Consider the following 11852-nt stretch of genomic DNA (forward strand, 5'->3'; position numbering starts at 1 on the left):
ATGAGGGCTGGGAGGGGTAATGCAAGCACCCTATCGCCGATGAATCGGCTCCTACACAAAGCGGCGCCACCAGGGGCCTCACGTCCTTGTGGGAGCCGCTTCAGCGGCGATGCCCCTATCAGGCAGCCCGAATAGCGCCCTTGGCAATGACCGGTCCGGTCGGCTGCCCGGTGGGCGAGCCACCGACAGGCTCCAGCGACACGGCAAGCGCCGCTGTCGGGCCGAGGCGGTCGAGGAGGGCCTTGTCCAGGTGGAAGCGCTTGGGATCGCCGGGCGGGAAGACGCCGACCGAGATCGGGGCGCCGCCTGCCGGGATCAGCCACAGTTCGGTGTTGCGGTCCGCGGCGACGGCGGCGGGGCTCGCCGGCACGACGAGGAGTTCGGAGCGGTCGATGTCCATCGTGGCGGTCCAGCCCGCGACGCCGTTGTCGCCGGCGATCGTCGAGACCATGAGGACCGAGGGGTGGACGGCGACGGACGGCGCGACCGGCCGGTTCAGGGTGACCACGATCAGGCACGCCGCGACTGCCGTGGCACCGACGCCGATCCAACGCCACAGTCCCAGACTGTCCCAGGCGCTGGCGCGCGAACGCGAGGTCCCGCTAACCGTCGCTGCCTTATCGAAGGCGAGACGGCGACGAATGCCGGCCCAGACATGGGCAGGTGGCGCCACGTCGGTGACTTCCATGGCCAGGGGTGTGAAGTGTCGCTGCCACAGCGCAACCGCCGCGGCGGCCTCGGGATTGCTCTGGACTTCCCGTGCCACGGCGGCTCGCGCATCGGCGTCGAGCAGGCCGAGCGCGTACTCGGCGTAGCGCAGGTTGTCCTTGTCGGATTCGAAGCTGCTGTTCATGGATTGAGGCATGCCCTGAGTTGCAGGAGACCACGACGAATCCAGCTTTTCATGGTGCCGAGGGGCACCTTTGCACGTTCCGCCAACTCGTTATACGTAGCGCCGCCGAAAAAGGCTTCACGGATCGAACGACGTTGCTGGGTTTCCAGTTCGGCCAGGCAGGCCTGCAGGTTGCGGTACTCCTCGTCGCTCTCGGCGCCGTGTGCGGGGCCGGGGCCCTCGTCGACGAGGGTTTCCCAATCCACCTCGACCGGACGCAGGTCGGGACGCTGGCGCAGGCGGTCGATGGCCTTGTTCCGGGCGACCGTCACCAGCCAGGTGATCGCGCTGGACAGCTTCGCGTCGAAACTCCGCGCACGCTTCCAGACGGTGACGAACGCTTCCTGGAGCACTTCCTCGGCCTCGTCGCGATCGCCCATCAGCCGCAGGCAGACGCCGAACAAGCGCGACGATGTACGCCGGTACAGCTCTTCGAAGGCGCGCTGGTCTTCGTCCGCGGTACGTTGCAACAGTCGATTCAGCTCGTCGCGCTCGGCGGGGCTGGTGGCTGGCATGCGTGGGTCCTTATACGGTCGTTCGATGGATCGGGGCGGGGCGATCTATAGCATGACCACGGTCTGCACGTCGCGATCCGCATCCGCTCTTCACGCGGGCTCGTATCCACTGTCGCCATCCCTTCCGAGGACGACTTATCCGTGAGGCTTCTTTCATCCGCCCCGATCGTCCCCTTCGCCGCTGCCGCCTGCCTGGCCAGCGGTGCCGCCCCCGCCGCCACGGAACGCTTCGTCGGCGACGCGTATGCGCCCGATAGCGGGCAGTTGCTCTATCGCGAAGTCCACACCGTCGGCGTTGCACGTCAGGTGGTGCAGTACCAGTGTCCCGATGGCAAGGCCTTCGCGCGCAAGGTCCTGGAAGGTGGGAACACGGTGATCGGCCCGGATTTCAGTTTCGTCGACGCGCGCAATGGCGACGCGGAAGGCGTGCGCTCGAACGGTGGCAGCCGCAGCGTATATGCCAAGCGTGGCGCGGCGAGCGAAGTGGCCAAGCCGTTGCCGGACAAGAGGGACGGCGTGATCGACGCCGGTTTCGATGTCTACGTGCGCACCCATTGGGACAGCGTCGGCAAGCGCCGCGACGGCATCCCATTCCTGCTGCCGGCGCGTTTCGCCTTCTACAACGTGCGCCTGATCGACGGCGAAACCAGCGGCGGGGTGAGGCGCATGACGATGAAGCTCGACGCCTGGTATGCCTTCGCCGCGCCGACGGTCGTGCTCAGTTACACCACGGCCGACCGCCTCTTGCGCCGCTTCGAGGGCATGGGCTCGATCCGGGGCGAGAACGGAAAGCTGCGCCAGGTGCGCATCGAATTCCCGCCGGACAAACGTGAAGGCAACCTGGCGGACGTCGCCGTGGAGCAGGCGCTGGCGGCGAAACTCGACGGCCGCTGCAGCATCTAGGCCATGTTCGTGCATCCGTGACCCGCGCCGCCCCGTATAGGTAAGGGAACGCCACGGGAGTCCGCATGAACGTCCACCCCAACGCCACGCCAGAGTCGCCGCCAGTGGCGCACCGCGTCGGTACCCTGCGCCGGTGGTTCGACACGTCCACGGCCGCACCGGTCGACACGGCACGGGGCGATCGCATCGACTGGCTCCGCGCCTCGCCCTTCGTGGTCATGCACCTGGCCTGCTTCGGTGCGATCTGGACGGGTGTCTCACCGGTGGCCCTCTGGGTCGCCCTGGCGCTGTACGCCGTGCGGATGTTCTCCCTGACGGCTTTTTATCACCGCTACTTCTCGCATCGCACGTTCCGTACCTCGCGTCCGGTGCAGTTCGTCTTCGCCCTGATCGGCGCGAGCTGCGTACAACGCGGTCCGCTGTGGTGGGCGGCGCACCATCGTCATCATCATCGGCATACCGACACGCTGCTGGATCCGCATTCGCCGGCTGTCCACGGTTTCCTGTGGAGTCATGTCGGCTGGTTCCTCACACCGAACGGCTTTCGCACCGAGATGGCGCGTGTGCCCGACCTGGCGAATTATCCGGAACTTCGCTGGCTGGACCGCTTCGACACGGCCATCCCGGTGTTGCTCGCCATCGCGCTGTTCGGCCTCGGCAAGGTCCTCGAGCACGTGGCGCCGGGTCTGGGCACGACCGGTTGGCAAATGCTGGTGTGGGGATTCTTCATTTCCACGACCGTGCTGTTCCACGCCACGGTGACGATCAACTCGCTGGCGCATCGCTTCGGCCGCCGTCGTTTCGATACCGACGATGACAGCCGCAACAACGTCTGGCTCGCGCTGCTGACGTTTGGTGAGGGCTGGCACAACAACCACCATTTCTTTCCGGGTACGGTGCGCCAGGGCTTCCGCTGGTGGGAAATCGACCTGACCTACTATGGCTTGCGCGTGATGGCATGGCTGGGCCTGGTGCACGACCTCAAGCCGATTCCGGCCTGGGTCGCGGCGAAGGCGAAGAGGTGAACATGCGCATCGCCGTGATCGGTTCAGGCATCGCGGGGCTGGCGTCGGCGTGGTTGCTCTCGCGCAAGCATGCGGTGACCCTGTTCGAAGCCAACGACTACCCGGGTGGACACACCCATACGCACGCCGTCGCGATGGGTGATCGACATTACACGGTCGATACGGGTTTCATCGTGCACAACCGTGCCCACTACCCCTTGCTGTCGGCGTTGTTCGATGAACTCGGCGTCGCGACGCAGCCGACGACCATGAGCTTTTCGGTGCGTAACCAGGCCAGCGGCCTCGAGTACAACGCCGCCAATCTGGATACTTTGTTCTGCCAGCGCCTCAACCTGATATCGCCGCGTTTCCTCGGCATGATCCGCGATCTGATGCGCTTCTACCGCGAGGCTCCGCGTTTGCTCGACGAGACCGGCGACGGTCCGAGCCTGGGCGAGTACCTGGAGCGTGGAGGCTATGGCGCCGCCTTTCGCGACGAGCATCTCGTGCCGATGGCCTCGGCGCTCTGGTCGTCGCCATCGGCGGCCGTGCTCGGTTTTCCTGCTCGCTATCTCGTGCAGTTCATGGCCAACCACCAGATGCTGAGTCTTTCCGGGCGACCGGAGTGGCGTGTGGTGAGCGGCGGATCGCGACGCTACGTGGATGCGATGCGCGCCCGCTGGTCGGTGACCGAGCGTCTGAATACGCCGGTCGTCGCGGTGCGCCGTCATGAAGACGGCGTCGATCTGGTCACGCATGCTGGCACCTATGCCTTCGATGAGGTGGTGCTCGCCTGCCACAGCGACCAGGCGCTGGCGTTGCTGGCCGACGCCGACGGAGTCGAGCGCTCGATCCTCGGTGCGATGACCTACCAGGCGAACGATACCGTCCTGCATACGGATGCTTCGCTGCTGCCGCGATCGCACAAGGCGTGGGCGGCGTGGAACGCCTTCATCCCTGCCGACCCGGGTGACGCATGCACGGTCAGCTATTGCATGAACCTGCTGCAAGGCTTCGATTCCCCCGAGCCCTTCGTGGTCACGCTCAACCGCACCAACGCCATCGATCCACAGCGCATTCTCCGGCGCATGAGCTACCAGCACCCGGTCTACACGCATGCCTCGGTCGCCGCGCAGATGCGCAAGTCCGAGATCCAGGGGCGGCGCCGTGCATGGTTCGCCGGTGCGTATTGGGGCTGGGGCTTCCATGAGGATGGCATGCGCAGCGCCGTGGAGCTCGCGCGCGATTTCGAACGCGGGTTGGCCGTGCGGGGCACGGTGGTCGCATGAGCGAACGCTTCGCCAGCGCGGTCTACGAAGGTGTCGTGACACATCACCGTCACGCGCCGCACGATCACGCATTCCGCTACCGCATGGCCCAGCTCTATCTCGACCTGGACGAAGTCGAGCGGGTATTCGCCGGGCGCTGGCTGTGGTCGGCGACGGGGCGCAACCTCGCCGAGTTCCGGCGTTCGGATTATCTCGGTCCGCCCGAACGCTCGTTGGCGGAAGCGGTGCGCGACCGTGCGGGCGCCTCGCTGGGTTATCGCCCGGCCGGACCGGTTCGCGTACTCACCCATGCGCGCTACGCGGGCATCGTCTTCAACCCCGTGACGTTCTACTACTGCTACCAGGCGGACGGCACGACACTCGACTGCGTGGTCGCCGAGATCACCAACACGCCCTGGCGAGAGCGGCATAGCTATGTGCTTCGTGTGGATGGAGACATGAACGGGCACGTCGTCGACCAGACCTTTCCCAAGGCCTTCCACGTCTCGCCCTTCATGCCGATGGAGCGCGAGTACCGCTGGCGCTTCACCTGTCCGGGCGAGCGGCTTCGCGTGCATATGGACGTGTTGCGTGACGGCGTTCGCGAGTTCGACGCCCATCTGTCGTTGCAACGCCGCGAACTCACCAGCGCTTCGCTGGCGCGCGTGTTGTGGCGTTATCCGCTGATGACGGCCAAGGTCGTCGGCGCCATCCACTTTGAAGCGCTTCGCCTGTGGCTCAAACGCAACCCCATTCACGATCATCCGGTGAGAACGCCATGAACGCCATCCTCGGGAACGGAGACGCCGTGCCTGCCTCGCGAGACCGGCATTTCCTGCGCCGCATGTTGCTGGCGCGAATGCAGGGCATGCGCCATGGCCGACTGATCCTCGACGATCCCCTGGGGCGCGTGGAGCTGGGACAGGTGGCCGAAACCCACCCGGAGCTGGTCGTGCACGTGCAGGTCGATGACCTCGCGTTCTATCGGGCCGTTGCCGCCAATGGCAGCGTCGGCGCAGGGGAGGCCTTCATGGATGGTCTGTGGCGTTGCGACGACCTGGTGGGCCTGATCCGCCTGCTCGTACGCAACCGCGATCTTCTCGATGGCATGGAATCCGGGCTGGCGCGTCTGGGTGGCCTGGCGATGAAGGGATGGCATGCCTTGCGGCGGAACACGCGCGAAGGCAGTCGCCGCAATATCGCCGCGCATTACGATCTCGGCAACGATTTCTTCGGCCTGTTCCTCTCGCCGGACCTGATGTATTCGTCCGCGCTGTGGGAGGGTGAGGACGACACGCTCGCACTCGCCTCGACGCGCAAGCTCGACCGTGTCTGCCAATGGCTGGACCTGAAGCCTGGCGACCGGGTCATTGAAATCGGTACGGGTTGGGGCGGATTCGCCGTGCATGCCGCCCGCCATTACGGTTGCCACGTCACCACCACGACGATCTCGCGCGAACAGCATGCGCTGGCTGCGTCACGCGTCGAGGAGGCTGGTCTGGACGATCGCGTAACCCTGCTTCTGGAAGACTACCGCGACCTGGTCGGGACCTACGACAAGCTGGTGTCGATCGAGATGATCGAGGCGATTGGTGCACGTTACCTCGATACCTATTTCGCCAAACTCGGCAGCTTGCTTCGTCCGGGCGGCCGGGCGCTCGTGCAGGCGATCACGATCGAAGACCACCGTTACGCCCAGGCACTGGCCTCGGTCGATTTCATCAAGCGCCATGTTTTTCCGGGCAGCTTCATTCCGTCGATCCAGGCCATGCTGGCGGCCAAGACGCGCGTGACGGATCTTGCGCTGGTGCGCCTGGAGGACTTCGGCCTCTCCTACGCGCGGACGCTCGAGGCGTGGCGCGAGAGATTCCTCGGCAGTCTCGGCCAGGTGCGCGGGCAGGGCTTCGACGAACGCTTCATCCGCTCGTGGGAGTTCTACCTGGCCTATTGCGAGGGTGGTTTCCGTGAGCGCTCCATCGGTGTGTCGCATCTGCTGATGGAAAAGCCGCTGCACGGGGCCGTGCCGGGATGATCGCCACCTGGACCAGTCTTATCGGCTACCAGGCGGTCTGGTTCGTCGCGGTCATCTTCGCCGGGCGCGGCCAGCCCTGGCCCGGGGTGCTGGCGGCGCTCGCCTTCGTCGTCTGGCAGCTTGGCGTGACCACGCAACGTCGCAGTGCCTCGCAGGTACTCGCCGTCGCCCTGGTCTGTGGCGTCGTCATCGACGGTCTTGTACGCGGCCTGCATCTGGCCGACTACGCCGCTGCCTCGCCTGCGGTACCCGGCGGTGGCGCGCCCGTGTGGATCCTCGGCCTCTGGGCCTGTTTTTCGTTGACGCTGAGCGGTCCCTTGCGCGCCCTGGGTACGCGGCCACTGCTTGCCGTGTTGCTCGGTGGCATCGGTGGACCCCTGGCTTATGCGGGCGCCGCACGTGGCTGGGACGCACTGACCTTCCACGTACCGGAGTGGCGTGCCCTCGCCGTACTCGGCGTGGGCTGGGCCGTGGCGATGCCCTTGCTCGCGGCATTGAATCACCGATGGTCGCTCGCGAGGACGCCTGCATGAGCACGCTGAACACCTTGCTGGTTATCTGGCTGGCCACCGCCTGGATGATGACGGCGGGCTGGGCCTGGCAGCGCCGTCGGAGCAACGCGGGCATCGTGGACGTGCTGTGGTCGGCCGGCGTCGGCGGCTCCGCCGTGCTCGCCGCGCTCGTCGGTGCGGGCGCGCCTGCGACGCGCGTGGTGATGGCTGTCCTCGGTGGCCTCTGGGGGCTTCGCCTGGCCCTGCATCTGTGGCATCGCGTGGCAGGCGAAGCGGAAGACGGACGCTATCGTGCGCTACGCGCGCACTGGCACGGCAGCCAGCTGAAGTTCTTCGGCTTCTTCCAGTTCCAGGCCTTCCTTGTCGGCGTCTTCGCCGTGCCCTTCCTCGCGGTGGCTGCGAACCCGTTCGTCTCGACGACGGCCATCGGGTTTGCCGTCGCGATCTGGCTGCTCAGTGTCGGCGGCGAGTCCCTCGCCGACCGGCAGCTGGCGGTATTCCGCGCCGATCCCGGCAACCAGGGCAAGACCTGCCGCACCGGCTTCTGGCGGTACTCACGCCACCCGAACTACTTCTTCGAATGGCTGCATTGGTTTGCCTACGTCGTCCTGGCGATCGGTTCGCCGCTGTGGTGGCTGGCCTGGAGCGGACCGCTGGTGATGTTCCTGTTCCTGCGTTTCGTCAGTGGCGTGCCTTACACCGAGACGCAAGCCTTGCGCTCGCGTGGCGAGGCCTACCGGCGTTACCAGCGCGACACCCCGATGTTCTTTCCGTGGTTCCCGAAACATGAGAGCGATAACCCATGAACACCGTCGTCAGTCCCGCTTCGTATGCCCGTGAAGATCAGGCCTCGCGCGGCCTGCTCGGCCTTGCCGAGCGCGGTCTGGTCCCCGACGCGTTGCTCCGCGCCGGTATCCGTCGCTTGTGTGCGAAGCGCCTGGTCGAGGAAGGTGCCGGCGGCCTGGCTGCCGTCGCCGCGCGCTATCAGGGGCGTATCGAGGGACTGAAACACAGCGAGGTCGCGATCCACACGGATGCGGCCAATGGGCAGCACTATGAGCTACCCCCGCGGTTCTTCGAACTGTGCCTCGGGCCGCGCCTGAAGTATTCGGGCTGTTATTACCCGACCGGCGCCGAATCGCTGGCCGAAGCCGAGGAGGCGATGCTCGCGCTGTACGCCGAACGTGCCGAACTCGCCGACGACCAGTCGATCCTCGAGCTGGGTTGCGGCTGGGGTTCGCTGACCCTGTGGATGGCCCAGCGTTATCCGCGATCGCGGATCACCGCGGTATCCAATTCCGCCAGCCAGCGTCGACACATCGAAGCCAGCTGCTCGGCGCGCGGCATCCACAATGTCAATGTGATCACCGCGGATGCGAATGCCCTCGAACTGGGGGCCGGCCAGTTCGACCGCTGCGTGTCGGTAGAGATGTTCGAGCACATGCGGAATTACGAAACACTGCTCTCGCGTATCGCGCGGTGGTTGCGTCCGGGTGGCAAGCTGTTCGTCCACATTTTCGCCCACCGGACCCTCATGTATCCGTTCGAGACCGAAGGCGAGGACGACTGGATGGGTCGCCACTTCTTCACCGGCGGCCTGATGCCGGCGTCGGATACCTTGCTGTGGTTCCAGAAGGATCTGCGCATCGAACATCGCTGGCATGTCGATGGCACGCACTACGAGCGCACGGCCAACCATTGGCTGGTGAACCAGGACATGGCCCGTGAAGAAATCATGAAAGTGCTGCAAGGGACGTACGGCAACGCGGCTGGACTCTGGTTCCAGCGCTGGCGGATGTTCTGGATGGCCTGTGCCGAACTGTTCGGTTACGCCGGCGGGCAGGAATGGCTGGTGGCCCATTACCGATTCGCCAAGCCGCTCTAGAGCGCGGCTGGCGCGGCATGCGCCGTTGAGACAAGGCCGTCAGAAACGTCCAATCCGGCCAGCTTTGCCTGGGGGTAATGTCACCTATTCCGGATTGTCGCCTTGGAATCGGCATCCCGTGGTCGCACGATGTGTGGCTTGCACCGCACTGTTAGGAGAGTGCCATGTCGTCCCGTCCCGTTCGTATCCCAGGCCCCGACCATCCGATCACGGTCACCCCCACCGGGGGGCGCGTCGTCGTACGTGATGGCGACCGTGTGATCGCCGATACACGCAACGCGTTGACTCTGAAAGAATCGACCTATCCGGCGGTGTTCTACATTCCTCGTGCGGACGCCGACATGGCGGCGCTGACCAAGACCGAACACCACTCCTACTGCCCTTATAAAGGGGAGGCGTCGTATTTCAGTCTGCCCGGCAACGCCGAGCACGCGATCAACGCGATCTGGACCTATGAGACGCCTTACGATGCCGTCGCGACGATTCGCGACCATCTCGCTTTTTACCCGGACCGGGTCAGCATCGAGCACACGCCGGGCTGATTCGCCAGCGCAGGGAACCTGACACATGCAAGCCATCGTCGATACCACCTGGGCGCCAGGCGCCGCTGCCCTTCGTTCCGGCGAAGGCGCGGCGGCGACGCGATGTCACACCGGCGACTCGCTCCTGGCCCGCTACGAGGCCGTGCGCGCGCGCACCGAGGCGCTGATCGCCTCGCTGGACGCCGAAGACATGGTTGTCCAGTCCATGCCCGATGCCAGCCCCGCCAAGTGGCATCTCGCACACACCACCTGGTTTTTCGAAACCTTCCTGCTCGGACCAAACGTGCCGGGTTACCAGGTGTTCGATGCGGATTTCGGCTACCTCTTCAATTCGTATTACGAGGCTGTCGGCCCGCGACATCCGCGGCCGCTGCGTGGCCTGCTCACCCGCCCGTCAGTGGCGCAGGTGATGGCCTATCGCCACCACGTGGACACGCACATGCGTGCCTTCCTGCAGGACCAGCCCCCGGCGGAACTGGAAGCGCTGCTGCACCTGGGTTTCGCCCACGAGGAGCAGCACCAGGAACTGCTGGTGATGGACATGCAGCACCTGTTCGCCCAGTCACCGCTCAAGCCCGCAGTCGATCCGGCGTGGCCGTCGCAGGCCCCCGGTCCCGCGGGACGATTCCGTCGCGTCGGAGGCGGCCCCGTGCGTATCGGCGCCGTCGATGAGCCGTTCGCGTTCGACAATGAAGGTCCCCGGCACACGGTGTGGCTGGAGCCGTTCGAGATCGCCGACCGTCTCGTCACCAATGGGCAGTGGCTGGCCTTCATGGCGCTGGGCGGCTACCGCCGTGCGGACCTCTGGCTGTCGGACGGCTGGGCGCAGCGTCAGGAAGAGGGCTGGGAAGCACCGCTGTACTGGCGCCGCGAGGACGACGTCTGGTCGCATATGACGCCGGGCGGCTGGAGGCCGGTCGACCCCGATGCCGCCGTGAGCCATATCAGCTACTACGAAGCGGAAGCCTTCGCGCGCTGGGCCGGCGCGCGTCTGCCGGTCGAGGCGGAGTGGGAGCATGCCGTGCGCACGCGCACCGACCTGGACCAGGTCGCCGATGTGGCCTGGCAGTGGACCGCCAGCGCCTATTCGCCGTATCCCGGTTTCCGCGCGACGGACGATGCCGTCGGCGAATACAACGGCAAGTTCATGAGCGGGCAGATGGTGCTTCGCGGTGGCGCCAGCGTGACGCCGCCGCACCACGCCCGCCCCTCGTACCGGAACTTCTACCGCCCGGGCCAGCGCTGGATGTTCGCCGGCCTGCGCCTGGCCCGGGACGTCGGCCACTCGCCCGACGACGACCGCCTGACCTTCCTGCGCGACACCCTCGCGGGGTTGTCCGCGTCGCCGAAAGCGTTCTCGCCGAAGTATTTCTACGATGCGGCCGGATCGGCCCTGTTCGAAGCGATCTGTGTCACGCCGGAGTACTACCCGACGCGGACCGAAACCGCGCTGTTGCATGACATCGCACCGGCGCTGGCGGCGACGATTCCCGAGGGCGCCGTGCTGCTCGAACTGGGCAGTGGCGCGAGCGACAAGACGCGCGTGCTGCTCGACGCGGCTCCGCAGATTTCGGCGTACGTTCCGGTGGATATCAGCGTCGATGCGCTCAACGGCGCCGTCGAACGGTTGCGCTCGGCTTACCCGGCGTTGGAGGTGCACCCGGTGGTCGGTGACTTCACCCAGGCGATCCATGTCCCAGAAGCCCTGGCGGGACGGCCGGTTGTGGCGTTCTTCCCGGGTTCGACGATCGGCAACTTCGTCGCGGAGGAAGCGATCGCGCTGTTGCGGTCCGTGCGCGAACGTCTTGGACCGGATGCCCACTTCATCGTTGGTGCCGATCAGGTCAAGCCGATCGACACACTGATTGCCGCTTACGACGACGCCGAGGGTGTGACGGCCGCGTTCAATCGCAATGTGCTGGTGAGGATCAATCGCGAGCTGGGTGGTGACTTCGATCCGCAGGCCTTCGAGCACCGCGCTGTCTGGAATGCGCAGCGCGAGCGCATCGAGATGCATCTGGTAAGTCGCCGGGCCCAGCAGGTCACGGTGGCTGGCCAGCACTTCCGGTTCGCCGCCGGTGAGTCCATCCACACCGAGAACTCGCACAAGTTCACACCGGCGTCGTTTGCACGGCTTGCCGAAGCGGGTGGCTGGCGGGTCGATCAACAGTGGATCTCGCCTGACCCGGCCTTCGGTATCTTCGCGCTACTGTAGGGTTCGGGCTGTGGTAGGAGCCGATTCATCGGCGAAAGAGTGCTCGCGGCAAGCTTGCCCGCTGCCGCGGGATCGCCGATGAAT

Annotated in this window: 12 protein-coding genes; 10 read left to right on the forward strand and 2 right to left on the reverse strand. The window is 65.9% G+C overall.

The genetic code is table 11. The features are described 5' to 3' along the window. Positions 1–118 precede the first annotated feature (118 nt). Both BJI69_RS16420 and BJI69_RS16425 read right to left on the reverse strand, forming a co-directional pair. Complete coding sequence (locus BJI69_RS16420) at positions 119–853, reverse strand: anti-sigma factor (RefSeq protein WP_046966565.1); 735 nt, start codon at positions 851–853, stop codon at positions 119–121. Next, positions 850–1407 carry a sigma-70 family RNA polymerase sigma factor gene (locus BJI69_RS16425; RefSeq protein WP_046966566.1) on the reverse strand — a complete coding sequence of 186 codons (558 nt, stop codon included), beginning with the start codon at positions 1405–1407 and terminating at the stop codon, positions 850–852. The genes BJI69_RS16420 and BJI69_RS16425 overlap by 4 nt, the downstream gene beginning before the upstream one ends. A 141-nt stretch (positions 1408–1548) precedes the next feature. Here BJI69_RS16425 and BJI69_RS16430 point away from each other — a divergent pair, with 141 nt between their 5' ends. From BJI69_RS16430 to egtB, 10 genes are all read left to right on the forward strand, one after another. Continuing rightward, positions 1549–2310: a hypothetical protein gene (locus BJI69_RS16430; RefSeq protein ID WP_046966567.1), complete on the forward strand. Its 762-nt coding sequence runs from the start codon at positions 1549–1551 to the stop codon at positions 2308–2310. 125 nt (positions 2311–2435) lie between these two features. Continuing rightward, positions 2436–3335, forward strand: a complete 900-nt coding sequence (locus BJI69_RS16435) for an acyl-CoA desaturase (RefSeq protein ID WP_425476858.1) — start codon at positions 2436–2438, stop codon at positions 3333–3335. A gap of 2 nt (positions 3336–3337) precedes the next feature. Next, positions 3338–4603: an NAD(P)/FAD-dependent oxidoreductase gene (locus BJI69_RS16440; protein ID WP_046966569.1), complete on the forward strand. Its 1266-nt coding sequence runs from the start codon at positions 3338–3340 to the stop codon at positions 4601–4603. After that, positions 4600–5364, forward strand: coding sequence for a DUF1365 domain-containing protein (locus BJI69_RS16445; RefSeq protein WP_046966570.1), 765 nt, complete (start codon positions 4600–4602; stop codon positions 5362–5364). The genes BJI69_RS16440 and BJI69_RS16445 overlap by 4 nt, the downstream gene beginning before the upstream one ends. Continuing rightward, the gene (locus BJI69_RS16450; protein WP_046966571.1) at positions 5361–6614 is read left to right on the forward strand and encodes an SAM-dependent methyltransferase; all 1254 of its coding nucleotides are present in this window, start codon (positions 5361–5363) and stop codon (positions 6612–6614) included. The genes BJI69_RS16445 and BJI69_RS16450 overlap by 4 nt, the downstream gene beginning before the upstream one ends. Next, positions 6611–7147 carry a DUF2878 domain-containing protein gene (locus tag BJI69_RS16455; RefSeq protein ID WP_046966572.1) on the forward strand — a complete coding sequence of 179 codons (537 nt, stop codon included), beginning with the start codon at positions 6611–6613 and terminating at the stop codon, positions 7145–7147. Before BJI69_RS16450 ends, BJI69_RS16455 begins: the two co-directional genes overlap by 4 nt. A gap of 5 nt (positions 7148–7152) precedes the next feature. Further along, on the forward strand, positions 7153–7932 hold the full coding sequence (locus BJI69_RS16460) for a DUF1295 domain-containing protein (protein WP_425476859.1): 780 nt from the start codon (positions 7153–7155) through the stop codon (positions 7930–7932). Then, a complete protein-coding gene (locus BJI69_RS16465) occupies positions 7929–9011 on the forward strand; it encodes an SAM-dependent methyltransferase (RefSeq protein WP_046966573.1) in 1083 nt (360 codons plus the stop codon). Before BJI69_RS16460 ends, BJI69_RS16465 begins: the two co-directional genes overlap by 4 nt. Positions 9012–9175: 164 nt before the next feature. Then, a complete protein-coding gene (locus BJI69_RS16470) occupies positions 9176–9553 on the forward strand; it encodes a DUF427 domain-containing protein (protein ID WP_046966574.1) in 378 nt (125 codons plus the stop codon). A 25-nt stretch (positions 9554–9578) separates the two neighbouring features. Next, positions 9579–11768, forward strand: a complete 2190-nt coding sequence (egtB, locus tag BJI69_RS23095) for an ergothioneine biosynthesis protein EgtB (RefSeq protein WP_078023247.1) — start codon at positions 9579–9581, stop codon at positions 11766–11768. Positions 11769–11852: the final 84 nt, after the last annotated feature.

The sequence above is a fragment of the Luteibacter rhizovicinus DSM 16549 genome (genome assembly GCF_001887595.1).
GTDB classification, from domain to species: Bacteria; Pseudomonadota; Gammaproteobacteria; order Xanthomonadales; family Rhodanobacteraceae; genus Luteibacter; species Luteibacter rhizovicinus.